General features: G+C 65.9%; 24 protein-coding genes. 7 read left to right on the forward strand and 17 right to left on the reverse strand.

All coding sequences use genetic code 11. From position 1 onward, the window contains the following. Positions 1 to 18 precede the first annotated feature (18 nt). The 4 genes from DXK93_RS19605 to DXK93_RS19620 form a co-directional block, all read right to left on the reverse strand. Positions 19 to 999 (reverse strand): DUF4434 domain-containing protein, encoded by a 981-nt coding sequence (locus DXK93_RS19605; protein ID WP_119450922.1) that lies wholly within the window; start codon positions 997 to 999, stop codon positions 19 to 21. Positions 1000 to 1019: 20 nt separating this feature from the next. Further along, the gene (locus tag DXK93_RS19610) at positions 1020 to 1466 is read right to left on the reverse strand and encodes a YidB family protein (protein ID WP_225589308.1); all 447 of its coding nucleotides are present in this window, start codon (positions 1464 to 1466) and stop codon (positions 1020 to 1022) included. 81 nt (positions 1467 to 1547) lie between these two features. Then, positions 1548 to 2792: a lytic murein transglycosylase gene (locus DXK93_RS19615; RefSeq protein WP_119450923.1), complete on the reverse strand. Its 1245-nt coding sequence runs from the start codon at positions 2790 to 2792 to the stop codon at positions 1548 to 1550. 9 nt (positions 2793 to 2801) lie between these two features. Further along, a complete protein-coding gene (locus DXK93_RS19620) occupies positions 2802 to 3623 on the reverse strand; it encodes a ferritin-like domain-containing protein (protein WP_119450924.1) in 822 nt (273 codons plus the stop codon). A 99-nt stretch (positions 3624 to 3722) separates the two neighbouring features. On the opposite strand from DXK93_RS19620, the gene DXK93_RS19625 reads away from it, so the two are divergent. Next, positions 3723 to 4859, forward strand: coding sequence for a GNAT family N-acetyltransferase (locus DXK93_RS19625; RefSeq protein WP_119450925.1), 1137 nt, complete (start codon positions 3723 to 3725; stop codon positions 4857 to 4859). Positions 4860 to 4862: 3 nt separating this feature from the next. On the opposite strand, the gene DXK93_RS19630 is transcribed toward DXK93_RS19625, so the two are convergent. Together DXK93_RS19630 and DXK93_RS19635 are read right to left on the reverse strand one after the other, a co-directional pair. Continuing rightward, positions 4863 to 5333 (reverse strand): DUF1854 domain-containing protein, encoded by a 471-nt coding sequence (locus DXK93_RS19630; protein WP_054450822.1) that lies wholly within the window; start codon positions 5331 to 5333, stop codon positions 4863 to 4865. A gap of 21 nt (positions 5334 to 5354) precedes the next feature. Next, positions 5355 to 7640, reverse strand: a complete 2286-nt coding sequence (locus DXK93_RS19635) for an ABC transporter ATP-binding protein (protein WP_054450820.1) — start codon at positions 7638 to 7640, stop codon at positions 5355 to 5357. Between the two features lie 262 nt (positions 7641 to 7902). Between DXK93_RS19635 and cphA (DXK93_RS19640) the strand changes: the two genes are divergently transcribed. The 5 genes from cphA (DXK93_RS19640) to DXK93_RS19660 all read left to right on the forward strand — a co-directional run bounded on the left by cphA (DXK93_RS19640) (position 7903) and on the right by DXK93_RS19660 (position 14546). Beyond that, positions 7903 to 10518, forward strand: a complete 2616-nt coding sequence (cphA, locus tag DXK93_RS19640; protein WP_054450818.1) for a cyanophycin synthetase — start codon at positions 7903 to 7905, stop codon at positions 10516 to 10518. Between the two features lie 61 nt (positions 10519 to 10579). Next, positions 10580 to 13150, forward strand: a complete 2571-nt coding sequence (cphA, locus tag DXK93_RS19645) for a cyanophycin synthetase (protein WP_119450926.1) — start codon at positions 10580 to 10582, stop codon at positions 13148 to 13150. Positions 13151 to 13745: 595 nt separating this feature from the next. Beyond that, positions 13746 to 13946, forward strand: coding sequence for a CsbD family protein (locus DXK93_RS19650; protein WP_006389412.1), 201 nt, complete (start codon positions 13746 to 13748; stop codon positions 13944 to 13946). A gap of 27 nt (positions 13947 to 13973) precedes the next feature. Continuing rightward, on the forward strand, positions 13974 to 14138 hold the full coding sequence (locus DXK93_RS19655) for a DUF1328 domain-containing protein (protein ID WP_006389411.1): 165 nt from the start codon (positions 13974 to 13976) through the stop codon (positions 14136 to 14138). A 69-nt stretch (positions 14139 to 14207) separates the two neighbouring features. Further along, positions 14208 to 14546, forward strand: a complete 339-nt coding sequence (locus DXK93_RS19660) for a BON domain-containing protein (protein WP_013392352.1) — start codon at positions 14208 to 14210, stop codon at positions 14544 to 14546. Between the two features lie 104 nt (positions 14547 to 14650). Here the strand turns inward: DXK93_RS19660 and DXK93_RS19665 are convergent, their stop codons facing one another. The 11 genes from DXK93_RS19665 to DXK93_RS19715 all read right to left on the reverse strand — a co-directional run bounded on the left by DXK93_RS19665 (position 14651) and on the right by DXK93_RS19715 (position 25182). After that, a complete protein-coding gene (locus DXK93_RS19665; protein WP_119450927.1) occupies positions 14651 to 15523 on the reverse strand; it encodes a PhzF family phenazine biosynthesis protein in 873 nt (290 codons plus the stop codon). A gap of 78 nt (positions 15524 to 15601) precedes the next feature. Beyond that, positions 15602 to 16999: a 4Fe-4S binding protein gene (locus tag DXK93_RS19670; protein WP_119450928.1), complete on the reverse strand. Its 1398-nt coding sequence runs from the start codon at positions 16997 to 16999 to the stop codon at positions 15602 to 15604. Between the two features lie 39 nt (positions 17000 to 17038). Then, positions 17039 to 17890, reverse strand: coding sequence for an FTR1 family protein (locus DXK93_RS19675; protein ID WP_054450811.1), 852 nt, complete (start codon positions 17888 to 17890; stop codon positions 17039 to 17041). A gap of 13 nt (positions 17891 to 17903) precedes the next feature. Next, a complete protein-coding gene (locus DXK93_RS19680; protein ID WP_054450809.1) occupies positions 17904 to 18257 on the reverse strand; it encodes a cupredoxin domain-containing protein in 354 nt (117 codons plus the stop codon). Positions 18258 to 18259: 2 nt separating this feature from the next. After that, positions 18260 to 18796 (reverse strand): iron transporter, encoded by a 537-nt coding sequence (locus tag DXK93_RS19685; protein WP_013392347.1) that lies wholly within the window; start codon positions 18794 to 18796, stop codon positions 18260 to 18262. Between the two features lie 165 nt (positions 18797 to 18961). Beyond that, complete coding sequence (locus DXK93_RS19690; protein WP_370127220.1) at positions 18962 to 19972, reverse strand: linear amide C-N hydrolase; 1011 nt, start codon at positions 19970 to 19972, stop codon at positions 18962 to 18964. A 201-nt stretch (positions 19973 to 20173) separates the two neighbouring features. Beyond that, the gene (gene phaR, locus DXK93_RS19695; RefSeq protein ID WP_042792481.1) at positions 20174 to 20740 is read right to left on the reverse strand and encodes a polyhydroxyalkanoate synthesis repressor PhaR; all 567 of its coding nucleotides are present in this window, start codon (positions 20738 to 20740) and stop codon (positions 20174 to 20176) included. A 117-nt stretch (positions 20741 to 20857) separates the two neighbouring features. Next, a complete protein-coding gene (phbB, locus tag DXK93_RS19700) occupies positions 20858 to 21595 on the reverse strand; it encodes an acetoacetyl-CoA reductase (RefSeq protein WP_054450805.1) in 738 nt (245 codons plus the stop codon). A 77-nt stretch (positions 21596 to 21672) separates the two neighbouring features. Then, positions 21673 to 23307: a class I poly(R)-hydroxyalkanoic acid synthase gene (gene phaC / locus DXK93_RS19705; RefSeq protein WP_054450803.1), complete on the reverse strand. Its 1635-nt coding sequence runs from the start codon at positions 23305 to 23307 to the stop codon at positions 21673 to 21675. Positions 23308 to 23431: 124 nt separating this feature from the next. Further along, complete coding sequence (gene pgeF, locus DXK93_RS19710; RefSeq protein ID WP_054450801.1) at positions 23432 to 24196, reverse strand: peptidoglycan editing factor PgeF; 765 nt, start codon at positions 24194 to 24196, stop codon at positions 23432 to 23434. Further along, positions 24184 to 25182, reverse strand: coding sequence for an RluA family pseudouridine synthase (locus tag DXK93_RS19715; RefSeq protein ID WP_119450930.1), 999 nt, complete (start codon positions 25180 to 25182; stop codon positions 24184 to 24186). Before DXK93_RS19715 ends, pgeF begins: the two co-directional genes overlap by 13 nt. A gap of 137 nt (positions 25183 to 25319) precedes the next feature. On the opposite strand from DXK93_RS19715, the gene DXK93_RS19720 reads away from it, so the two are divergent. Then, positions 25320 to 26078 carry an outer membrane protein assembly factor BamD gene (locus DXK93_RS19720; protein WP_233564578.1) on the forward strand — a complete coding sequence of 253 codons (759 nt, stop codon included), beginning with the start codon at positions 25320 to 25322 and terminating at the stop codon, positions 26076 to 26078. Positions 26079 to 26109 lie beyond the last annotated feature (31 nt).

Below are 26109 nucleotides of genomic sequence, written 5' to 3' on the forward strand. Positions count from 1 at the left end.
AGACCGCTGATCGGCCGCCTAGAGCGGCCATTCCCGCTTCAGGCGCTCGGCCTCGGGCGTAGGCCCTATCAGCCAGGGATCAGCCGCAAAGGCGACCACGCGTTGCGCGCGGTAGCGCCGCGCGATGCGCAACTGCCGGCGCACGCGCGCCGCGTCGGCGGAGCGGGCATTGAAGGTGGTGCCGTCCTGGCGTTCGGACGGCAGTTCCTCGAATAGTTCGACGATCAGGTCGAACGGCGCACGACGCGCCAGCAGCATGCGATGCAAGGGCTCCAACGCCTCATACGCCGCCATGCCGGACACGCCCACTCCGTCCTGGAGCATGGGCCTCAGCCTGACCACATCCAACAATCCGTTCCACAGGTCGGCCAGGCTCAGCGCTCCCGGCAATTTGCTGTGATACGTGGAGATGGCGGGCACGCGTCCCGTCTGTTGCACGAGCGGATCGGACAGCTCGCGCAGCCATTGCGCCAGCAGCGCCTGGCGGCCGGGCGCGGCCCAGCTGTGCTGCTCGATCTCGTAAGGGATGTACCAGCCGCGGAAAGCGGCAAGCCGGGTTGCGTTCGACGCTTGCGCATAAGCCAGCGCCAGCGCCTGCGCGGCCTGCAGGAATGCGGCCAGCGCGGCGTCATCCGGATTGCCCAACTGTCGCCACCAGCGCTCGTCGTAGGGCAGGCCCAACTGCAGCCCCATGCCCAGGCGCTCGGCCTCGTCGAAGATCAGCGCCAGCGTGGACGCGGGCAGTTGCCAGGGCTGCGCCCCGCCGCTGGCGCCCACCCACTGAATGATGATCTCGCGGAATCCCAACGCGTGCATGGCGGCGATGCGTTCGCGCCACGCCTGCGGGCTCAATTCCAGGTGGCTGGGCCAAAGCTGCCAGAAGGTGCTTTGCACCGACCAGGCCGGCGCGCAGGCGGGCAGGCTGGCGGCCAGCGCCGCCACGCCCAGGCCCTGCAACAGGCGTCGCCGGCCGGTGGAAGCAGGCGCAGACGCCTGCATGGGCTGCCTGGCGATAGGATTTACCCGGCGCGGTTGCCGAAGATGCCCGACAGGGACGCCAGCAGGTCGGCAGGGTTGAATTGCTGTTCGCCCTGGACCTCGCCGTTGGGCGTGGCCTTGTCCACCAGCTGCGGCAGCAGCGAGGACAGCGAACCCAGCACGGAGTCCGTGTCCTGACCGGTCTTGGCGGCCAGTTCGTTGACGACGCCGGGATCCAGCACGGAACCGAGCTGATCGGCGCTGACCGGCATGTTCTGGCCGGTGCCCACCCACGAGGCCACGATCTCGCTCAAGCCGCCCTTCTGGAAGCTGGCGATCAGGCCGGTCAGGCCGCCCGGGTACTTGTTCAGTTGCTCGATCAACGCGGGCAGCAGCGAAGCCGAGCCCCCTTGCTGACCGCCGCCGGCCATCGAGGCCAAGGTATCCAATAGGCTCATCATCGTGCTCCTGAAAAAACGGAGATCCAGTATAGGCCCATGCCTGCCGCCCCGCCTGTCATCCGATGGATGACACCCGGCATCTTTACAAAGCTTGTCGATTGCATCCCGTCAGTCGACGGCCTTTCCCGCCTGCAAGGCCTGCAGCGACTTCAGGCCGGCGCGGCCGTCCGGCCGCAGGCCCAGTTCGCGCTGCACCGTCTGCAAGGCCTGCCGGGTGCGGGCGCCAATCATGCCATCGGGTTCGCCGATCTCATAGCCGCGGGCAATCAACAGCCGTTGCAATTCCCGCCGCTGCGCCCGCGACAGGCCTGGATCGTCGGTTGGCCAGGCTTGCACCAGCGGGCCGCCGCCGCGCAGCCTGTCGGACAGGTGGGCGATGGCCAGCGCGTAGCTTTCGGCTGCGTTGTAGGAATACAGGGCATCGAAATTGCGCGTGACCAGGAAGGCAGGACCTTTGCTGCCCGCCGGCAGCAGCAGCCCCGCCGGCGTGTCGCCCGCGGGCAGCGGCTGGCCGTCGGCGCGCGTCACGCCGCGCCCCGCCCAGTACGACATCGCGCGCTTGTTCTTGCGGCCCGCGCCTGAAGTGTCCAGACCCGCCGGCAAGCGGACTTCATAGCCCCATTGCAGCGCGCTGTTCCAACCCGCGCGCTTGAGGAAATTGGCTGTCGATGCCAGCGCGTCCGGCACGCTGTCGACCAGGTCGCGGCGGCCGTCGCCGTCGAAGTCCACCGCCAGCCGCAAGTACGTCGAGGGCATGAACTGGGTCTGGCCGAAAGCGCCCGCCCAGGAGCCCGTCAGGCGTTCGGGCGCGATGTGCTCGTCCTGGATGATCTTCAGCGTGGCAAAGAATTCGCCGCGGAAATATGCCTGACGCCGGCCGAAGCAGGACAGCGTGGACAGCGACGTCAGCAGGGGCCGGCCGCCCAGAGTGCGGCCGTAGTTGCTTTCCACGCCCCACACCGCGGCGATGGTGGCTGCGTCCACACCGTAGCGCGACGCGGCGCGGTCCAGGTCAGACTGCCAGCGCGCCATGCCGGCCCGGCCGTCGGCCACGCGCTCGTCGTCGACCAGGGCCGCCATGTAGTCCCAGATAGGCGTCTTGAATTCCGGTTGGGCGTCCAGCAGATCCAGCACTGTCATGTCCGGTGCAAGCCCGGCGGTCTGGGTGTCGAACGTGGCGCCGGACACGCCGGCCTTGAGCGCCGCGCCGCGCAATTGCGCGAGGCAGGCCGCGAACGCGTCGGCGGCCGACGCCGCGGGCGCCAGCGAAATGAGGGCGCCGCCGGCCAGGGCGCAGGCCAGCGCGCGCAGCGGGCGGGCCCGCAGCGTCTTGAAGAAGTTATGGTTGTTCATGTCGTCCAGTCAGCCGGCCTGCAGCGCGGCAAGCTCGGCGTCGTCGAAGCCGGCGGCGCGGCGCGCCTCCAGGTTGAAGGGACCGCGCAGCCGGGGCGCGTCATAGCGCTGCGCCAGTTCGGCATAACAGGACACGGGATCCTTGCCCGCCTGCGCGCACAGCTGCTTGTACCAATGATTACCGATGGCCACGTGGCCGATCTCGTCGGCCAGGATGATGTCGACGATGGCAGCGCTTTCCGCATCGCCCGCTCCCGCCAGCTTGGCACGGATCGCGGGGGAAGCATCCAGGCCGCGCGCCTCCAGCGTGCGCGGCACCAGCGCCAGGCGGGCCAGCAGATCCTCTTGCGTGCGCTGCGCCATGTCCCACAGCCCGTTGTGGGCGGGGAAGTCGCCATAGGCGTATCCCATGGCGGCCAGACGCTGCCTGAGCAGATCGAAGTGATAGGCCTCTTCGCGCGCCACGCGCAGCCAGTCGCGGTAGAAGGCTGGCGGCATGCCGGCAAAGCGCCACATGATATCCAGAGCCAGGTTGATGGCATTGAATTCGATGTGCGCCAGCGCGTGCAGCAGCGCCGCGCGCCCTTCCTCGGTGGCCATGGAACGCTGCTTGACCTGGGCGGGGACCACCAGCTCAGGCCGCGCCGGGCGGCCCGGCAGTTCCGCCGTGGGCGTGTAGGCCTGCTCGCAGTCCAGCACCGTCTCATCCGACATGGCGCGCACTGCCGCCAGCTTGTCCTGCCAGGCCGTGGCGGCCAGGGCCGCCAGCGCCTGCCCACGCAGGCAATCCTGGCGATGCCCGGCCGCGTCGGGCGTCGTGTTGCTATCCATATGCTTCTCTGTGCCGGGCGGCCTCGCGCCCGCCCGAAATCCCTTGAAAGCGCCGTGGCCGCAGGCCTCGCGCATACACGGAGACTTTATCATTCACCCATGGATCCCCTGCGCCTGACCATAGAGACCGACCTGTCCCGCATCGACGCCCAGCAATGGGACGCGCTGGCGGGCGACCAGCCCTTTCTGCGCCATGCATTCCTGCGCGCGCTGCACGAGACCGGCTGCGCCGCGCCCCAGACCGGATGGGCGCCGCATTACCTGGCGCTGTGGCGCGACGATGCGCTGGCGGCTGCTGCGCCGCTCTACCTGAAATCCCATTCGCGCGGCGAATATGTATTCGACTACGCCTGGGCCGACGCCTTCCAGCGCCACGGGCTGCGATACTACCCCAAGCTGCTGTCGGCCATTCCCTTCACGCCGGTCACCGGCCCCAGGTTGCTGGCCGGCAACGATGAGGATCGCGCCACGCTGGTGCGCGGGCTGGTCGCCTTCGCCGAAGAGATCAAGGTGTCTTCGCTGCACCTGCTGTTCCCCGCCGAGGCCGACATGCGCGCGCTGCGCGAGGCCGGCTTCATGATCCGCGAAAGCGTGCAGTTCCACTGGACCAATCCGGGTTACGCGGACTTCGACGCCTTTCTGGCCACGATGAGCCACGACAAGCGCAAGAAGATCCGCCAGGACCGCAAGAAGGTCGCGGCCGCCGGGCTGTCGTACAGCTGGCTGCGCGGGGCCGAGATCGGCGCGGTCGAGCTGGACTTCTTCTACGAATGCTATTGCCGCACCTACTTCAACCATGGCAATCCACCCTACCTGAGCCACGAATTCTTCCGCCGCGCGTATCGCGAACAGGCCGGTGCCTTCGTGCTGATCCTGGCAGAGCGCGACGGCCAGCCGGTGGCGGCCGCGCTCAACCTGGCGGGCGGCGACGCGCTGTATGGGCGCTACTGGGGCGCGACCGAATACGTGCCGGGGCTGCACTTCGAGACCTGCTACATGCAGTCCATCGCCTATTGCATTGCCCACGGTATCGCGCGCTTCGAGGGCGGCGCGCAAGGCGAACACAAGATGGCGCGCGGGCTGCTGCCCACGCCCACCTGGTCGGCGCACTGGGTCGCGCACCCCGGTTTCGCGGACGCGATCCAGAACTTCCTGGACGAGGAAACCGCCGCGGTGGCGAACTATCTGGGAGAGCTGGAAACGCACTCCCCGTTCAAGCGGCCGCGGGAAGGCTGAGGGTTAGAGGAAGCGGTCCAGCAGCTTGCGGCTGTGCTTGTCCAGCGACTGGATGTCGCGCACCAGATAGAAGATGCCGTGGCTGTCGGCGATCAACAGGGTCTGCGGACTCAGGCGGCGGATGTCCTCTTCGCCGCGCAGCGTGAACGAGGTGGGGCCGCGGTCGGTATCGACCTGCCAGGTGCTGGGAGTGGCGAAAGTGGAGACGCTGGCCAGCTTGCGGATCTCGGGCATGAATTCCCGGCTTGCCAGTTCTTCCTCGATCAACTCGCGCTGCGGAGCCGGCACATCGGACAGGTGCTCGATCCAGAGCAGTTCGCGCCCGTCCACTGTCACGAGCGACAGGCCGCGGCCCGGTTCGCTGATGGGAAAGGCGCGCACGGGCAGCACGCCCTCGTGGTTCTGGCCATCGGCGGACTGGAACTCCAGGCGCCCGAAGGCATTGCGGCGCAGCTGAAAAGACGGCAAGGTCATGACGATAATTCCGGTTCCGCGTCAGGCCACGGCGGCCATGTCTTCGCTGCCCGACGCCTGCGCGTCGGCCTCGGCCTGGCGCGCCTGCGCCTGGTACAGGCGGTAGTAGGCGCCCTCGCGGGCCATCAGTTCTTCGTGCGGGCCCTGCTCCACGATCTGGCCGCGGTCCAGCACCACCAGGCGGTCCGCCTTGCGCAACGTGCTCAGACGGTGGGCGATGGCGATCGTGGTGCGGCCACGCACCAGGTTGTCCAGCGCCTTCTGGATTTCCTTTTCGGTGGTGGTGTCCACCGACGAGGTGGCTTCGTCCAGAATCAGGATGCGCGGATCGATCAGCAGCGCGCGGGCGATCGAGATGCGCTGGCGTTCGCCGCCGGACAAGGCCTGGCCACGTTCGCCGACCAGCGAGTCGTAGCCGTGCGGCAGCCGCAGGATGAATTCATGCGCATGCGCGGCGCGCGCCGCAGCCACGATTTCGTCACGGGTGGCGTCCGGCTTGCCGTAGGCAATGTTCTCGGCGATGGTGCCGAAGAACAGGAACGGCTCCTGCAGCACCAACCCGATGTTGCGGCGGTAGTCCGCCACGCGCACCGAACGGATATCGGCGCCGTCCACCAGCACCGCCCCTTCGGATACGTCGTAGAAGCGGCAGATCAGGTTGATCAGCGTGCTCTTGCCCGAGCCGCTGTGGCCCACCAGGCCGATCATCTCGCCCGGCGCGATGTTCAGGTTCAAGCCGCGGATGACCTGGCGGTTGCCGTAGCGGAAGCCCACGTCGCGCAACTCGATGCGGCCGTTGATGTGCGGCAGCTTGGCGGGATTCTGCGGTTCCGGCACGCTGGAGACATGGTCCAGGATGTCGAAGATGCGCTTGGCGCCAGCCGCCGCTTTCTGCGTGACCGAGACGATGCGGCTCATCGAATCCAGACGCATGTAGAAGCGCCCGATATAGGCCAGGAAGGCGGCCAGCACGCCAACGGTGATCTGCTTCTGCGACACCTGCCAGATGCCGAAGATCCACACCACCAGCAGGCCCACTTCGGTCAGCAGCGTGACAGTGGGCGAGAACAGCGACCAGGTGGTGTTCACGCGGTCGTTGACTTCCAGGTTGCGGTTGTTGGCTTCACGAAAGCGCGCGACTTCGCGCTTTTCCTGCGCGAAAGCCTTGACCACGCGGATGCCCGGAATGGTGTCGGCCAGGACGTTCGTGATCTCTGACCAGATGCGATCGACCTTTTCGAAGCCATGGCGCAGGCGGTCGCGCACCGCGTGGATCATCCAGATGATGAACGGCAGCGGCACCAGCGTGACCAGCGCCAGCCACGGGTTGATGGACACCAGGATGACCGCGGTCATGCAGATCATCAGGATGTCGTTGGCGAAGTCCAGCAAGTGCAGCGACAGGAACACGCAGATGCGGTCGGTTTCGCTGCCGATGCGGGAAATCAGATCCCCGGTGCGCTTGCCGCCGAAATACTCCAGCGACAACTGCTGCAGGTGCTCATAGGTGGTGGTGCGCAGGTCCGCGCCGATGCGCTCGCTGACCCAGGCCAGGATATAGGTCCGTGCCCAGCCCAGCCCCCAGGCCAGGAAAGCCGAGGCCAGCAGCCCGCCCAGATAGAGGCGGACCTTGTCGTAATCGATGGGCGCGCCGTTCTGGAACGGAATCAGCACGTCGTCCATCAGCGGCATGGTCAGGTACGGCGGCACCAGGGTGGCGGCGGTGCCCAGCAGGGTCAGCACGAAACCCGCCAGCAGCGGCCCGCGGTAAGGGCGGGCGAAACGCCACAGGCGCAGCAGCGCCCAAGTGGTGGATGGCGCTGCCTGTTCCTGGTTGCAGGTCGGGCATTCTTCCTCGCCCGCCGGGATGACGTTATTACAGACGGTGCAGGTACGCTCCGCCAGATCCTCGTCCTGATGGCCGGACAAACGGATGGCCTGCTGCGTTTCGAACTGCGCCAGCAGCCGCAACGCGGCCGGATTGCGCGCCAGCGTGAAACGCCACGCGCCCAGGCGGGAGCCGTCGTCGTGCAATTCCAGCAGCGCGGCGCCGGCGTGGTCGGTGAGGCTTAGTTTTAATTGGGGGCCATATGCCCAGGATTCCCAGCGCGGTTCGTCGGGATGGCGCGCCAACAGCCGGCGGTCGGTGGCGGCGATAAGCCCCGGACGGAACTTCAGGCGCTGATCCAGGTCTATTTCAACCCAGGCCAACAAGGTTTCGCCGTCCGCCAGTTCGGCGCTGATTTCATCGCGCCAGCGGGCAGGAAAGGCTTCGGCAAGGCCGGAAAGCAGGTTTGGTTTTTTCATTGGTACGCATGCCGGGCCAGGACTCTGCCCTACTAGGCGGCAACCGGTTCGCAACCAGGACTGGCGGCAAACGTGTCCCTTCCTTACAACATAACGATTTCACGCCTTGAAGGCGTCGTATAGTAGCAGCCGATTTTTCTAATTAGGAATATCTGGGATCCCCCACTCGTTGGCATTATTCTAAAGGCGCAACCCCAATAAATTCGCGGTCTTGCATAGGGGCGTCCGCGCGTGCCAACCTGCTTCTCTCGTAAATTAAAACATGAAAAAGAAAGACATTGAATTTCTCGATGTCGTGGCTTTGCGCGGCCCGAACATTTGGACGTACCGTCCGGTACTCGAAGCGTGGGTGGATATCGGTGAACTGGAGGATTATCCCTCCAACACCATTCCCGGCTTTTACGAACGCCTGACGGAATGGCTGCCGACGCTGATCGAGCACCGCTGCAGTCCGGGAGTCCGGGGCGGTTTCCTGTCGCGCCTGAAAGAAGGCACCTGGCCCGGCCACATACTTGAACATGTCACCCTGGAACTGCAGAACCTGGCCGGCTTGCGCGGCGGTTTCGGCAAGGCCCGGGAAACCTCCACCCGCGGCGTCTACAAGGTCGTCGTGCGCGCCTGGCAGGAACAGGTCACCCGCACCGCCCTGAACGAAGCCCGCGACCTGGTCATGGCCGGCATCGAAGACCGCCCCTTCGACGTGCCCGCCGCCATCGCCAAGCTGCGCAGCCTGATCGACAAGCACTGTCTCGGCCCCAGCACCGCCTGCATTGTGGATGCCGCCGACGACCGCGACATTCCCTACATCCGCCTGTTCGAGGGCAACCTCGTGCAGTTCGGCTACGGCTCGGCCCAGCGCCGCATCTGGACTGCCGAGACCGACCGCACCAGCGCCATCGCCGAAGGCATTTCGCGCGACAAGGACCTGACCAAGGAACTGCTGTCGACCTGCGGCGTGCCCGTGCCCGAAGGCCGCCTCGTACGCAGCGAGGACGACGCCTGGGAAGCTGCCGAGGACATCGGCCTGCCGGTGGTCGTGAAGCCCTATGACGGCAACCACGGCCGCGGCGTGTTCACCAATCTGACGACGCGCGAGGAAGTGGTGTCGGCCTACCGCGTGGCCGTGGACGAAGGCAGCGGCGTCATCGTCGAACGCTTCGTGCTGGGCAACGAACACCGCCTGCTGGTCGTGGGGGACCGCATGGTGGCCGCCGCCGCCGGCGAACCGGCCTGGGTGACGGGCGACGGCAAGTCCACCATCACCGAACTCATCGACAGCCAGATCAATACCGACCCGCGCCGCGGCCGCACCGAGAACCACCCGCTGAACCCGGTGCGCCTCGATTCCGCCGCGCGGCTGGAAATCGCCCGCCAGGGCCTGTCGGAAGACAGCGTTCCGCCCGAAGGCCAGCGCGTGCTGGTGCAACGCAGCGGCAACGTCGCCTTCGACGTCACCGACCGTGTGCATCCCAGCATCGCCGCCACCGTGACCCTGGCCGCGCGCATCGTCGGCCTGGACATCGCCGGTGTGGACCTGGTGGCCGAGGACATCTCGCGCCCGCTGGAAGAACAGCGCGGCGCCATCGTCGAAGTCAACGCCGGCCCCGGCCTGCTGATGCATCTGAAGCCTGCCGACGGCACGCCCCGTCCGGTCGGCCGCGCCATCGTCGACCACCTGTTCCCTGAAGGCGATGCGGGCCGCATCCCCATCGTCGGCGTTACCGGCACCAACGGCAAAACCGTGGTGGCGCGCCTGGTGGCCCGCCTGCTGAGCCTGTCCGGCAAGCGCACCGGCCTGGCCTGCAGTGAAGGCCTGTACCTGGACCGCCGCCTGGTGCAAAAGGGCGACCGCGCCGATTTCGCTTCCGGTACGCGCCTGCTGATGAACCGCAACGTGGATGCCGCCGTCATCGAGAACGACAGCGGCGTGATCCTGGGCCAAGGCCTGGCCTACGACCGCTGCCAGGTTGGCGTGGTCACCAACATCGACGACGCCGACCACCTGGGCGACTTCGACATCAATGAAACGGAGCGCATGTTCAACGTGTTCCGCACGCAGGTGGACGTGGTGCTGCCCGGCGGCTCCACCGTGCTGAACGCGCGCGATCCGCGCGTGGTGGAAATGGCCGAGCTCTCCGACGGCGCCGTGATCTTCTTCGGCATCGATCCCGCCCTGCCCGCCATCGTCGCTCACCTGCAACAAGACGGCCGCGCCGTGTTCGTGCGCGACGGCGGCATCGTGCTGGCGCATGGCACCCGCGAGGAGCGCCTGGCCACGGTGGCCTCGATCCCGCTGACCCATGGCGGCCGCGTGGCCTTCCAGGTCGAGAACGTGCTGGCCGCGGTGGGCGCGGCCTGGGCGCTGGACATACCCGTGGAGCTGATCCGCGCCGGCATCGAGACCTTCGACATCGACCAGGCCGACGCTCCCTGGCAGTTCACGCTGTTCGAACGCAACGGCAGCACCGTGGTGGTCGACGACGTGCACAACGCCTCGGCGTTGCGCCCCCTGATCGCCGCCATCGACCAGTTCCCGTCGACCACGCGCGCCGCCGTCTACTCGGCCGGCGCCGACCGCCGCGACGCGGACCTGATCGAACAGGGCAAGCTGCTGGGCGACGCCTTCGACCGCGTGGTGCTCTACGACGACCTGACCGTGCGCAGCAAGCGTCCCGAAGGCGAGGCGCGCGCGCTGTTGCGCCAGGGCCTGGCGCAAGGCTCCCGCGTCAAGGACATCCAGGACGAACCCGACCACGGCAAGGCCATCCAGAGCCAGCTCGACGCCATCGCCGCAGGCGACTTCGTCCTGCTGCAGTCCGACGAAGCCTTCTCCGGTCCCACCATCGACCTGGTCCGCCGTTGGATTCAGCAATACTGACAATATCTGCGCGCGCCCTCGCACTAGCGGGGCGCGCGTGAGCTAGACAGGAATACCTGCCATGGAAGTTTCCCGTATCCGAGCACTGCGCGGCCCCAATCTGTGGAGCAAGAACACCGCGATCGAGGCCATCGTTTCCTGCGCCGACGCCGAATGCTCCATCGACAACCTGCCTGATTTCGAAGCGCGCCTGCGCGCGCGCCTGCCGCAGACCGGGCTGCTGCGTCCGGAAGGCCATCAGGGCGCGGTCTCCATCGCGCACGTGCTGCAGATCGTGGCCCTGACGATGCAGGCGCATGCCGGCTGCCCCGTCACGTTCGGCCGCACCGCCTCCACCATCGAGCCTGGCGTGTTCCAGGTGGTGGTCGAGTACAGCGAAGAAGAAGTCGGCAAGCTGGCGATGGAACTGGCGCAAGTGCTGGTGCGCGCCGCGCTGGACGACACCCCCTTCGATCTCGCCGACGCCTTGAAGCGCCTGCGCGAACTGGACGAAGACGTGCGCCTGGGGCCCAGCACCGCCTCCATCGTCAATGCCGCCACCGCCCGCAACATCCCGTACCGCCGCCTGACCCAGGGCAGCATGGTGCAGTTCGGCTGGGGCAGCAAGCAGCGCCGCATCCAGGCCGCCGAAACCGACCTGACCAGCGCCATCTCCGAGTCAATCGCGCAGGACAAGGACCTGACCAAGATGCTGCTGGACGCCGCCGGCGTGCCGGTGCCCATGGGCCGTTCGGTGACCACCGCCGAGGAAGCCTGGGCCGCCGCCGAGGAACTGGGCGGCCCGGTCGTGGTCAAGCCGCGCGACGGCAGCCAGGGCCGCGGCGTCGCCGTCAACATCGAATCCCGCGAGCGCGTGATCCAGGCCTTTGAAGTGGCCGAGGAAATCAGCTCCGAGGTCATCGTCGAGCGCTACATCCCCGGCCACGACTTCCGCCTGCTGGTGGTCGGCGGCGCACTGGTCGCGGCCTCGCGCCGCGACCCGCCGCAGGTCACGGGCGACGGGGTGCAGACCATCCGCCAACTGGTGGACCAGGTCAACGCCGACCCGCTGCGCGGCGACGGCCACGCGACCTCGCTGACCAAGATCCGCTTCGACGACATTGCCCTGGCGACTCTCAAGAAGCAGGGTTTCGAGGCCGACTCCGTGCCGCCGTCCGGCACCCTGATCTTCCTGCGCAACAACGCCAACCTGAGCACCGGCGGCTCGGCCACCGACGTGACCGACGAAGTGCATCCGGAAATGGCCGCGCGCGCGGTGTCGGCGGCCCGCATGATCGGGCTGGACATCTGCGGTGTGGACGTGGTCGCCGAAAGCGTGCTCTACCCGCTTGAAGACCAGAACGGCGGCGTGGTGGAAGTGAACGCCGCCCCCGGCCTGCGCATGCACTTGAATCCGTCCTTCGGCAAGGGCCGCGCCGTGGGCGAGGCCATCATCGCCAACATGTACGCGGACGGCGACGACGGCCGCATCCCGGTCGTGGCCGTGGCCGGCACCAACGGCAAGACCACCACCGTGCGCCTGACCGCCCACATCCTGGGCGTCGCCGGCAACCGCGTCGGCATGACGAATTCCGACGGCGTCTACGTCGACAACCTGCGCATCGACACCGGCGATTGCAGCGGCCCGCGCAGCGCCCGCAGCGTGCTCATGCACCCGGACGTCGACGCGGCCGTGTTCGAAACCGCGCGCGGCGGCATCCTGCGCGAAGGCCTGGCCTTCGACCGCTGCAATGTGGCCATCGTCACCAACATCGGCATGGGCGACCACCTGGGCCTGGGCTACATCAGCACGGTCGAGGACCTGGCCGTGGTCAAGCGCGTGATCGTGCAGCACGTGCACCCCAGCGGCACCGCGGTGCTGAACGCGGCCGATCCCATCGTGGCTGAAATGGCGGCGAGCTGCCCGGGTTCCATCACCTACTTCGCCGAAGACCGCAATCATCCCGTGCTGGCCACGCATCGCGCGCAAGGCCTGCGCTGCGTGTACCGCGACGGCGACTCCATCGTCACCGCGCAGGGCGGCGAAGAAACCCGCTACCCGCTGGCCGCCATTCCGCTCACGCGCAACGGCACGATCACCTTCCAGGTGGAAAACGCCATGGCGTCAATCGCCGCGGCCTGGGCGCTGGGTCTGGACACGGACATCATTCGCCGCGGCCTGGCCAGCTTCGTCAACGACGCCCAGACAGCGCCCGGACGCTTCAACGTGTTTGACTACCGCGGCGCCACGGTGATCGCCGACTACGGCCACAATCCCGATGCCATCCTGGCCCTGGTGCGCGCGGTGGACGCCATGCCGGCCAAGCGCCGTTCCGTGGTCATCAGCGGCGCGGGCGACCGGCGCGACGAAGACATCCGGATGCAAACCGAGATCCTCGGCGAAGCCTTCGACGACGTGCTGCTTTACCAGGACCAATGCCAGCGCGGCCGCGCCGACGGCGAAGTGTTGGCCCTGCTGCAACAAGGCCTGGCCAACGCCACGCGCAGCAAGCACGTCGAAGAGATCCACGGCGAGTTTCTCGCCATCGACACGGCGCTGGCGCGCCTGGGCGCAGGCGACCTGTGCCTGATCCTGATCGACCAGGTCGAAGAGGCGCTGGATCACATCGCGCGCCGCATCGCGCAAGCCTGAGCCGTACGCGGTTCCTGAAGTGCAAACGGGGCGCCCAAGGGCGCCCCGTTTGCTTCGGCGCGCACCGATCAACTGCTGGACGACACCACAGGCGCAGCGGCCTGATAACGGTCCGTCACGTGCGTGCATCCGAGCGCGGCCATCGCGGTCAGCGTCAGCAAGATAGCGCGGCAAAGTCGTTGCGTCATGCGAGTTCCTCTTTCCATATTCTGTGGCCGAACCTGCTTGCGGGTTCCGCGGACACTATACCGGCGCGCGCGTCGGCAAGCCAAGCGCGCATGCACGCGTCCAGCCTTGCAGATCCAGTTACCAGCCTCCCTCAAAAGGGGACAAGACATTGCCGGAATGTAACTGCGGCACCTAGTACGCCTGCAATCTCCTCCCGCCGGAAACCAGGCCATTTTGCCGCCGCCAGGCCGTTACATTTGCCCACAGCCAGGTTTGACGGCCATGCCGCAGGCTCGTACGGTAAGTACATGGCCTGCACGGCAACTTCTTGAACCGGCAGGCCCTAGCTGATCAGTGTCCCACTCAACCGCGACAACCCGGTTTACAGGCCGCAAACCGGATGCCGCTAGCAACAGGAGAGGTCACCATGAACAACGACATCATCGCTGGCAAATGGAAGCAACTGACGGGCAAGGCCAAGGCCGCCTGGGGTGAGCTCACCGACGACGAGCTGACCCGCACCGAAGGCAACGCCGAACGTCTGGCGGGCCTGATCCAGGAGCGTTATGGCAAGACCAAGGAACAAGCTGAAAAAGAAGTCCGCGACTTCTTCGACCGCAATCCTTGATCCGATAAACCACCAGGAGAAGCTGACATGTTGCACTACGCCGTAGTTTTCTTCGTCATCGCCATCATCGCGGCTGTCCTGGGCTTCGGCGGCATCGCCGCCGGCGCTGCCGGCATCGCCAAGATCCTGTTTTTCGTCTTCCTGGTACTGGCGCTGCTGTCCATCCTCGGCGGCGCTTTCCGCAAAAAATAGAAATCGGACCCAAGACACCACACAATCCTCGCGTCCCGACGCGCTGAACCACTAACAAGGAGCATGACTATGGAATTCCGCAAGCTGATCGCCGCCGCTGCACTGGGCACGGGCGCCGTCTTCACTTCCATGGCTTTTGCCGCCGATGACGGCAAGCCGAAACAGTCCGTGGGTGAGTACGCGTCCGACGCCACCGTGACCACCAAGGTCAAGGCTGCCATCGTGGCCGACAAGCAGCTGAGCGCGCTGGACATCGCCGTGGAGACCAATGCGGGCGTCACCAAGCTGACGGGTACCGTCGGCACCGCGGCCGAAGCCGATCATGCCGCCACCGTGGCGCGCGGCGTCGAAGGCGTCAAGCAGGTGATGAACAACATCAAGGTCGACCCGGCCAAGAACAAGAAGTAAGCCCGACCGGGCCGGCTTCGGCCCGGTCTTGAAAACAAGGCGGCGCCTGTGTCCGACACAGGCGCCGCCTTGCTTTTGCGCCGCGTCCCGCACGGCGGTCCTGATCAGACGTCCACTACGCCCCGGCCTATCTCCAGGGCGCGTCCGCCCACCTGGATCCGGCCATCGGCCTGGACGTCCAGCAACAACCGGCAGGGCCTGCCCATCTGGTCGCCCTGCTCCACCAGGATGCTGGCGGGCAAGGGTCGCTTTTGATGCAAAAGCCAGCCGCCCAGATTGGCGCAGGCCGAACCCGTGCCGGCGTCTTCGTTCACGCCGCCGCCCGCCTTGGCGTAGAAATAGCGCGCCACCACCACCTGGCGCCCATCCTGCTGGCGGCTGTCGTCGAAAGCGTAGGCATACATGACCTTGCGGCCCAGGCTGTTGGCCTGCCAACGGTCCAGCCGCGAGGCATCGGGCGCAACGCGGCGTACCGCGTCCACGCTGGCCAGCGGCACCAGCAGTTGATCGGCGCCGGTGTCCAGCCAGATCGGATCGTCCAGCAGATCGCTCGCATCCAGACCCAGCAGGCTGGCGATTTCGCCTCGCTCCAGCGCGGGCGCGGCGGTGCGCACGCCATCCGGGCACGGCGCGGTAAAGGTCCAGGCATCGCCGCGCGCCGTCACCGGCACCACGCCGGCAGCGAACTCCAGGGTCAATGCATCGCCCGTCTGCCGCAAGTCACGCACGACCTGCGAGGTGCCTATGGTGGGATGGCCCGCGAACTTCATCTCGAAGCCCGGCGTGAAGATGCGCACGCGCGCTGCCGCCTTGTCGGAGGGCAGGATGAAGGTCGTTTCGGACAGATTGAATTGCGCCGCCAGATTCAGCATGGTGGCGTCGTCCATGCCGCGCGCGTCTTCGAACACGCAGAGCTGGTTGCCGCTGAAGGTGGAGGAAGCGAAAACGTTGAGCAGGCGGAAAGCGTAGGTGGCCATGGCGGTAGCGATAGTTGAAAACATTGCGCCGGCTTGAGCCGGCGCGTTCCCTACTTTATCGCAAGCCTCGGGCCCGGACTACCAGACCGCGAAGAACAACACCCATGCCAGGCAGAACGGCGCCAGGCCGGCTGCCAGCACCAGCCAGGCCAGCCCCTTGCGCCAACCGCTTGCCGCGCGCGGCTTGAGCAGGCGCGCATACAGGCGCAGCGTCCACAGCACCGCCAGGCTTAGCAGCGTGAACCGCACCGGCGCGGCCCAGGCGGCCTGCATCCCTTCGTGCTTGAGCAGATTTACGGTGGTGGCCGACAGGCCCAGGAACACGCCGATGCCGGCGGAAGGAATCAGGGCCTGCGCCAGTTTGTGCAGGCCAGGACGGCCCCAGCGCGTCGCGGGTTCGCCTTCCACCCGCGCGGCGGGCGCCAGGCGGTCGGCGATCCACAACGACAGGAAGGAAGCGCCGCCGACACAGATCGTGGCGCCGACGACGAACATCAGGATGCCGGCGCCGTCCAGCCACGAGAAGCTGTCGTTCACTTCCGGGTAATGCGTCAGGATGAACCAGGGCGCGTTGTCCAGCAGCGGCCACATGATGTCGTGTTCGACCAGCCAGGTCGCGGCCCACTGCTTGGCGGTCACGTACCAGGGGCTGGCGCTCCAGAGGAAGGCGCCGATCGCGATGCCCATCAGGCCGAAGCACAGCAGCGCCGTCTGCCATGGATCGCCATGGGTGACATGCACGATTTCTTCTTCGGGCGAACGCGGCGTCAGCTCGATCGCACCGCGATAGCCGCTGCAGCGTCCGCAGACATGGCAGTCGCCCGCGCCCTTCATGTGGCGCAGCGGTACCAACGGCGCACAGTTGATGGGCTCGATGCGGATGACAGGATGACGCCACTTCTCTTCGTCGACCTTGAAGTGCCAGGGAGCCAGCTTGGCCAACAGGTTGAAGACGCCGTTGACCGGGCACAGGTACTTGCACCACACGCGCTTACTGCGGCCGTAGCGCCAGCCGACGATCATGGCCGCCACCGTGGACCCGCCCAACACCGCCAGCACCGCCAGCGGATATTGGTAGACGCTGACCAGTTGACCGTAGACGGTCGTCAACGCGAACGCGACGAAAGGCCAGCCGCCCCAACGCATCCATTTCGGAATCGCATGGCCCTGGCCGCGCTCGCTGGCCCATTCGGTCAGCATGCCCTCCGGACAGAGCCAGCCGCACCAGGCCCGGCCCAGGATGGGCATGGAAATCAGCACGAACGGCCACCACACGCCCCAGAACGCGAACTGAGCGACGATGGTCAGATTGTTGAAGACCGAGGCCGCGTTGTTCGGCAAGGGCAGGATCGCGGGCACGATCAAAAGGAACGCGTATATCGCAACAATGCCCCACTGCAGCTTGCGCAACAGCGGGGCATGGTCACGGAGAAAGTCGGCGATACGGGAGGTCGCCCTCCCGAGTGCAGCTGCCATGGTCAAACCTTCAAATATTCAGTCCGGCAACAGTCGGGTTCAGGTGGCGCTGCGGGCGGCGGTGGCAGCGCCTGCCGGCTTGCTCCCCACCCAGCGCAGCAGCGCCCACACAATGATCCAGTAAGCCACCCACAACAGCACCGAGATCAACGCAGGCAGCGCGCGGTAGCCGGCGAAGTCGGCCAGGACCTTGCCCACGCCGGTGCTGTCGCTCAAGAGCCACGAGCTGTCCCAGACCGGATCCACGATGGTCGGCAGCACGTCCAGCGAAATCAGGTGATCCAGGCCGCCCACCAGCAGCGAGCCGGCCAACAGCAGCAACAGGATTTCGGTCACGCGGAAGAAGCGGCGCCAGGTGATGAGCTTGCCGCCCAATTGCAACAGCCAGAACGTCAGCAACGCCACCACAAAACCGGCCACGCCAGCCAGCGCCAGCATCAGCATGTCGCTGCCGCCCTCGCCCGCCGACACGGTGCCGTACAGGAACACCACGGTTTCGCTGCCTTCGCGCGCCACGGCAATGGCCACCAGCACGAACAGGCCCCACCAGTTGTCGCTGGCGACGGAAGCGCGGGCTCCGCCTTCGAGTTCGCCCTTGAGCGTGCGGCCGTGCTTCTTCATCCACACGACCATCTGCACCACCAGCGCGCACGCGGCCAGCGACATGATGGCCTGGAACCATTCCTGGCCTTCGTCGCTGAGCCAGGAGGAGACGCCCAGCAGCACCAGCGCCAGGGCCACGGCCAGCGCCAGGCCTGCCGCGACGCCACCCCATAGGTAGTTCAGGCCGCGCTTGCCCTCCGGCGTGGAGCGCAGCCAGGTGTAGAGTATGCCCACCACCAGCATGGCTTCGACGCTTTCACGCCAGACGATAAAGAGGACCTGTTCCATATATTGCTACCGCTTATTCCTTGGGTTTGACGACCAAGGTGCCTTTCACGCTCTGGTGAAAGTCATCAAAAAATGGATACTCGCCGGGGCGGGAAATGGTGATCACCACGAAAGACTTCACACCCGGCCCCAGGACTTTTTCCTTGCGCAGCGGAATGCTTTCGAATTCCACCGGCTCGTTGCTCTCGTTGATGAGCTCGATCTTGAAGCGGCCCGCCGGCACTTCCAGCGTGGCGGGCTCGAACGTACCGTTCGGCTTGAAGGTCAGCGTGAACGTGGGTAGTTCGTCAGCCTGCGCGGGCGCCCCGCCGGCCAGGCCGGCCAGGCCGATCAGCAATGCGGCGGCAACGCGAAGCAGGCTGCGCACGATCAGTAACCGCCCTTCTTGCCGGTGCCGGCGTAGACGAATTCATATTCGAGGTCGAAGGGCTCGAACCACGGCCCCACGCCGGTTTCCTTGTCGACGTGACGGCCGAAGTGACTCATCTTGTCCGCGGTCGGCGGCAGGATGGAGTACTTCAGCTTGTACTTGCCCGGACCTTCCAGCTTGACGTTCTCGCCGTAGTGCGGACCGTCGTTGGCGACCATCGGCATGAAGGTGCCCTTCTGCACGTTCTGGCTGCCGACCTTCTGGATTTCGTACTTCACGACCAGGTAAGGCACCCACTCGCCTTCGGGGAAGCCCGTCTTGTTGCCGGCGGTGGCGTGAATGTCGGCCTCAAGGTGCACATCCGAATCCTTGGCCGGGCGCATCATGCCCGGGGGGTCCATTTCGATCGGCTGCAGATACACCGCGCCGATTTCCATGCCGCCCTTTTCCACCGGTTTGCCGATGGGGTATTCGGCCGCGTTCGCGGCGGAAACGCTCAGGGCGACAATGGCCAGGGCCAAGGCTTTCTTGATCATGTGCATAATCCTTGAGACACAAATGAGACGACGGCTCCTAAAATACAAACAAGAACCGTTTTCATTAATGTAACCAAATCAACTGACAGAACCCTGAACCTCGGATCAGGAAAATCTGCGGATCATTGCGTTTGATCAAGCGGCGAAAAAGGCCCTGACCTTTTTTCAGAGCCCGAGAAACTTGAACGGCGCCGCGGGCTGGAAGTCGCGCGTGGCGTCGCCCGCAAACGTGTGGCGCTGATCCGGCCCCAGGTCCAGCTTCAGCACCTTGCCGGTTTCCGGACTGAAGTCCAGGGCCTTCAGGTCCACCCAGAACGTGTTGGGCGTCAGGGCCGATTCGAAGAAGTACAGCTTGCGCTGGTGGTCGAAGACTGTGCGCCAGCGGGTGGACGAGATATTGGGCTGTCCGGGCGTGCTGATGCCATAGGGTACGGAGACGTTGCGTATCACGCTGAAGACGCTGGCCAGCGCCTTGTTGGGATCGGGATCCTTGGGGATGGCGTTGATGTAGAACGATGCGCGCACGAAACGGTCGGCTGCGCGGTTGGTGCCCGGCAGCATGGTGGTGCCGCCGATCTGCTGCCAGTAGGCATCGAGCGCAAGCTGCTGCTCGAACTGAGGCGAGTTGGTCATCACCTGGTAGTCGCGGCTATGGTGGATCACCTGGCGTCCGCCGATGTATTCGATGATGGCGCTGTCGCCGCTGGCGTCCGAGATCGACAGGTGCAGCGTCGTCAGGCGGTCCTCGCCCGGCACGTTGTCCGAGACGATGGTGTAGGGTTCCTGCTCCAGCGCCGCCACGGCCTCCTTGACGGTGGCGTAGTTGTCCAGCACGTATTGCGCCCACGCCGCGATGGTCAGGCCGGGCTTGCTCTTCGCATCGAATTGCGGGTACTGCGATTCGGCCAGCCACAGCAGATTGGCGCTCAGGCCCGCCTCGTTCACGCCATCGGTGGTGGAGACGTCATAGCCGGACGTGACCACGCTGCCGTAGCGCGAAGTCCAGCGCAGGGAGTTCGGGCCGGCCTCGCCGCTGCGCGCCATGCCGCGCGGCAATACCCACAGGTTGCTGGTGATGTCGTTCTTCCAGTCCATGGAGCGTGCGGTAACCACCTGCTGGTTGGCGCCATGGAAGACCACGCGCGTGCAAGCCCAAGCGACGGGCGACGCGGACATGGCCGTCAAGCCTGCCAGCGCCGCGCAGGCCAGGCGGGAAAACGCCTTGTTCAGTCTCATGCTTGCTCTCCGGGGTATCTGTTCTTGCTTGCCGCGCGAACAAAACCTGCACGCGGTGATGAAAAAACACCCCAAGAACCAGATCTCTGTCCGGCTTTTGGGGTGCTGATCGATGAGGCCGCGCCAGGCACGGCCCCGCCATTACTTGCGGCCGGGACCTTGCGTGCCGCCAGGCGTGAACGGGAAGGTCGAGAACATGGCGCGGGTCTGATCCTGCATCTGGTCCTGCATCTGCACGAACAGATTCTTGCTCTGGTCGATGTAGTTGTTCATCATGTTCTGCAGCATGGGCGTCTGCACGTTCATGAACTGGGCCCAGGCCTCGGGGCCGAACTGGCTGCCGTACAGGCCCTTGGATTGCTCCGCCATGCGTTGCTGGATTTCCATGAAGGCCTGGATGTTCTTTTCCAGGTAGGAACCCATGATGCCCTGCATGGCATGGCCATAGAAACGGATGATCTGCGACAGCATGTTCGAGGAGAACATGGGCATGCCGCCGCTTTCCTCTTCAAGGATGATCTGCAGCAGGATGCTGCGCGTCAGGTCTTCGCTGCTCTTGGCATCGACGACCTGGAATTCTTCGTTTGCCAGGACCAGTTGCTTGACATCTGCCAGGGTGATGTAGGTGCTGGTCCGGGTGTCGTACAGGCGACGGTTGGGGTACTTTTTAATCAGGCGCAGGCTGGCGCCGGTTTGTGCTTGCGTCATGGTTGTCCCCGGATCGGGCGATCTCTAAGGCTTCGGATAGGGTTAGTGTAATCCGGAGGGCCCTCTCCCCGAGGCCCTCCGGCGCCGACGGGCCGCCCGCTGGCGGCCCGCGATGGGTCAGCCCATGTGCAGGCCGCCATTGAGCGAGAAGTCCGCGCCCGTCGAAAAGCCGGACTCGTCCGAGGCCAACCACGACGTCATGGACGCGATTTCTTCCGGCGTGCCAAGGCGGCGCACCGGGATGGTGGCGACGATCTTTTCCAGCACGTCGGGACGGATGGCGCGGACCATGTCGGTGCCGATGTAGCCGGGCGAAATCGTGTTGACGGTGACGCCCTTGCTGGCGACTTCCTGGGCCAACGCCATGGTGAAGCCATGGATGCCGGCCTTGGCGGTCGAATAGTTCGTCTGGCCGAACTGGCCTTTCTGCCCGTTCACCGAGCTGATGTTGATGATGCGCCCCCACTGGCGTTCGACCATGCCGTCGATCACCTGTTTGGTCACATTGAACAAGCTGTTCAGGTTGGTGTCGATGACCGCGCGCCAATCGTCCGCGCTCATCTTGCGGAACAGGCCATCGCGGGTGATGCCCGCGTTGTTGACCAGCACGTCGACCGGGCCCAGCTCCTTCGTGACCCGTTCGAAGGCTTCTACCGTGGAGTCCCAATCGGACACGTTGCCCACGGACGCGTAGAACGTGTAGCCCTGCGCTGCCTGCTCATCCAGCCACTGCTGGTAGTTGCGGCTGGGGCCGCAACCTGCCACCACGCGAAAGCCATCCTTGGCCAAGCGCTGGCAAATAGAGGTGCCGATACCGCCCATCCCGCCTGTAACGTAAGCCAGTTTTCCGCTCATTGGACTTCCTCCTGTGTGCGACGGACGCCTCGTTGATTAACCTTCTTCTCGTCTGGGCCTAACCGCTGGTCGCGGCTTCAGGCTGCCCGGACTTTCACATATCTGCCAGGCGCCGGCTCTATCGGCCGGTACTTGGCATTGCCCAATTTTTCACGCGCCTTGACCTGCTTGCCGGAATGGCCCGACAGCCAGCCGGCCCAATCGGGCCACCAGCTGCCCGGCGTCTCGACCGCTTGCGCGAACCAGGTGTTCGGGTCGCCAGGCAGATGATGGCCTGACTGTTCAAGCTTGTCAGCCGCCCAGTAGCTGCGGCGCTTCTTCGCCGGAGGGTTCACCACGCCGGCGATGTGGCCGGACGCCCCCAGCACGAAGCGCTGCGGTCCGCGCAGCACCTGGGTCGACGCATACGCCGAAACCCAGGGCACGATATGGTCCTCGCGTGACCCGAAGATGTACGCAGGCATTTCCAGGCGCGTCAGGTCCAGCGGCAGGCCCGCGGCCTGCGCGCGGCCCGGCACCTTGAGGTTGTTCTCCAGATAGGTATTGCGGAAATACCAGGAGAAGAACGGGCCGGGCAGATTGGTGCTGTCGCCATTCCAGAACAGCAGGTCGAACGCGGGCGGCTTCTGGCCTTTCAGGTAGTTGCCGACCACATAGTTCCAGACCAGCTCGTTGGGCCGCAGGAACGAGAACGTGGTGGCGAGATCGCGCCCGGGCATCAGCCCGCCCTGCCCCAACTGGTGGTCGCGCAGCAGCGCGTGCGCTTCGTCGACGAAGACGTTGAGGATGCCGGTATCGTGGAAATCCAGCAGCGAGGTCAACAGGGTCAGCGACGCGACCGGATGCTCGCCGCGCGCCTCGGCCAGGGCCAGCGCGGAAGCCAGCATCGTGCCGCCCACGCAGAAGCCCAGCGCATTGACCTGCGGCTGTTTGGTGATGTCGCTGGCCACGCGCAGCGCCTGCAGCACCGCGTCGTCCAGATAATCGGACCAAGTCGCGCGGTCCACGCCATCGGTGTCGCTGGACACCGGATTGCGCCAGGAAATCAGGAATACCGTATAGCCCTGGTCCACCGCGTGCCGCACGAAGGAATTTTCGGGCTGCAGGTCCAGGATGTAGAACTTGTTGATGTTCGGCGGCACGATGACCAGCGGCCGTTCGTGCACGGTGGCGGTCGACGGCGCGTACTGGATGAGCTGGAACAACCGGTTTTCAAACACCACTTCGCCCGGCGTCACGGCGACGTTGCGGCCGATCTCGAACTGCGATTCGTCGGTCTGCGTGATGCGGCCTTTCTTGACGTCCCCCAGCAGATTGGCCAGCCCTTCGTTGAGCGCGCGTCCGGCGCTTTCGACGATGGATTGCTGGGCATCCGGGTTCAACGCCAGGAAGTTCGACGGCGACAGCGCGTCGACCCATTGCATGATGGAAAAGCGCAGGCGATCGCGCATGGGCTCGCTGACCTGGGCCGCGTCGACCATGCGCGACATGGCGCGGGCCGACAGCAGATAGGTATGCGCCAGCAGCAGGTGCGAATGATTGGAGGCCCAGGCATCGCCCGAAAAACGGCGGTCTGGCGGCGGCGCAAGCGCGCCACGGCGGGCGTCATCGCAAAGGCGCTGCCACTCGCGGGAGAATTCGGCCTGAATGTCGGCCAGGACTTCCGGTGCCACGCTCACCGGAATGGGCCCTGCGGAGAGATTGGCATTCACTTCGACACCTTGTTATCGAAACTACGCGATTGATGTTGCATTCCGGGTCCGGGACTGTCAATGCGGGTATACAAGGAGGCCTGACAGGGTATGACGCAAGGCCGGCTGCGGGCCTTGCGCCAGATCAAACCGGGCCTAGCCAGGCCAGCAAAGCCATGCGTCCGGTTTCGCCGTCGCGGCGGTACGAGAAGAACCGGTCCGCCCCGGCCACCGTGCACATCCCGCTCAAGGACACTTCTTGTACTCCGGCGCGGCGCAGGCGGAAATCAGCCAATCCGGCGAGGTCGGCCAGCCATTTTCCGGAAATGCCCGGCCGCGGCGTGAAGTAGCGCAGGGTTGCCGGATCGTCCTTGGTGAACGCGTCCAGTACGTCCTGCCCGACCTCGAACGCCTGCGGGCCGATGCCGGGGCCGACCCAGGCGCGCCAGCCCGAGGCCTGCGGCGCCTTGGCGCGCATGGCCGCGAGCGTGTTCTCCAGCACGCCGCCCGACAGGCCGCGCCAGCCGGCATGCGCCGCGCCCAGCACCGTGCCTTGCGCATCGGCGATGACCACGGGCAGGCAATCGGCAACCATCACGGCCAGCACGCGGCCGGGTTGCGCCGTGACGCTGGCGTCGACCGCCGGCTCGTCCGGCAGGTCGGCCTGATCGGCATCCACCACTACGCTGCCATGGACCTGACGCAGCCACAGGGGTTCGGCCGGCAGCGCAGCGCGCACGCGGCGCCGGTTCTCAGTCACCGTGTCCGGATCGTCCCCGGCGCGGCGGCCCAGATTCAAGGTGTCGTGCGGCGCGACGCCCACGCCCCCTGCCCGGGTCGTGCAGAAGTAGTTCACGCCCGGCCATTGCGGGCCCGTCACCACCGGCAAGCCTGCCACTACGCGTTCCATGCAATCTCTTCCTGGACCAAGCTCATGTCGGGAGGCACGGCCGCGGTGAAGTCGACTTCGCCGCGACCGCCCGGATCTTCGAAATGCAGCGCGCGCGCATGCAGCATCTGCCGCTGCGCGCCCGCAATGTTCTTGCCGCCGTAGATGGTATCGGCCAGCAGCGGATGCCCCAGGCTGGCCATGTGCACGCGGATCTGATGGGTGCGGCCGGTTTCCAGGCGGCACACCACTTCGGTGACGCGGCCGCCGGGTTCCGCCTCGCCGCGGCGGGCGGGCATGTAATGGGTGATGGCGGGCTTGGGCGCCACCGGGCGCTCCACGCTCATGCGGACCGGCACGCGCGCATCGCGGCCGATGGGACGATCGACCTTGCCGGCCGCGGCCAGCCAGCCGTGGACCAGCGCCACGTACTCGCGGCCCATGCTGCGCGCCTGCAATTGGCGCACCAGGTGGGTCTGGGCGGTTTCGTTGCGCGCCACGACCATCAGGCCGGAGGTGTCCTTGTCCAGGCGGTGCACGATGCCGGCGCGCGCCACCTGCGCCAGTTCGGGATAGCGGTACAGCAGGCCGTTGAGCAGCGTGCCGCTCCAGTTGCCAGCGCCAGGATGCGTCACCAGGCCGGCGGGCTTGTTCACCACGATCCAGTCGGGGCTTTCGGCCACGACCGCGAACTCCACGGGTTCGGGCGCGAAGGCCAGGGTTTCGGGCGCGGGCTGGGGCCAGACGGTGAGTTCGTCGTCGGGTCCGACCGTCTGGCGGATCTTGCCGGGCTTGCCGTTCACGTGGACGTTGCCGGCCTCGATCCAGCCCTGCAGCCGGCTGCGGGAATGCTCGGGCATCAGCCCCGCGAGCACCTTGTCCAACCGGTCGGCGCGCGTGCCGGAAGGCACTGTTACAAATTGCGGTTCCCCCTGCGGGTTTTCTTCGGAAATACCCAGGAGTTCGTCGTCGGAAACGAGATCCGCGCCGGAGGCTGTATCAGACATGGAGACAAATCATATAATCAGCCTTGCATGCTAACACCAAGGATACGATTCTCGTGATTCACCACTCCGCAGCTCCCTCGAATCCCGCCTCCCGAAGCGGGCCGGTCTTGCGCGTGGTTATCGCGCTGCTCGCCGTGATGGTCATCGCCGGTTGCGGCTCGAGCAACAGCAAGTACGACAAGACCACCAACTGGAGCGCCGAACAGCTCTACGCAGACGCCAAGGCGGAAATGGCCTCGGGCGGCTGGAAAGAAGCGCGCGAACGGCTGACCGCGATCGAAAGCCGCTACCCCTTCGGCGTCTACGCCCAGCAAGCCCTGCTTGAGCTTGCCTACGTCAACTGGAAGGACGGCGAAAACGAGCAGGCCCTGGCCGCCATCGACCGCTTCCAGCAGCTCTACCCCAATCACCCCGGCACCGACTACGCCCTTTACCTGAAGGGCCTGATCAACTTCACCCCGGCCAGCGCCTTCATGAGCAGCATCACCGGCCAGGATCCCGCCGAGCGCGATCCCAAGGGCCTGCGCGCGTCCTACGACGCGTTCAACGAGCTGATCAAGCGCTACCCGGACAGCAAGTACACGGTGGATGCCGAGAAGCGCGTCGCCTGGCTGGTCAACACCATCGCCATGAACGAAGTGCACGTCGCCCGCTACTACTACGAGCGCGGCGCCTACGTGGCCGCGGCCAACCGTGCGCAGACCGTCATCACCGACTTCGAAGGCGCCCCCGCCACCGAGGAAGCGCTCTATCTGATGGTCGAGTCCTACGACAAGCTCGGCCTGACCGAACTGAAGAACGACTCGCAGCGCGTGTACGACAAGAACTTCCCCAACAGCGAATTCAAGACCAAGGGCCTGAAGGCCGACAAGAGCTGGTGGAACCCGTTCAACTGACGTAACGCCCGCCGCACCAAGCAAAGCCCCT

This window comes from Achromobacter sp. K91 (assembly GCF_003576205.1).
In the GTDB taxonomy this organism is placed as follows: domain Bacteria; phylum Pseudomonadota; class Gammaproteobacteria; order Burkholderiales; family Burkholderiaceae_B; genus Achromobacter; species Achromobacter aegrifaciens.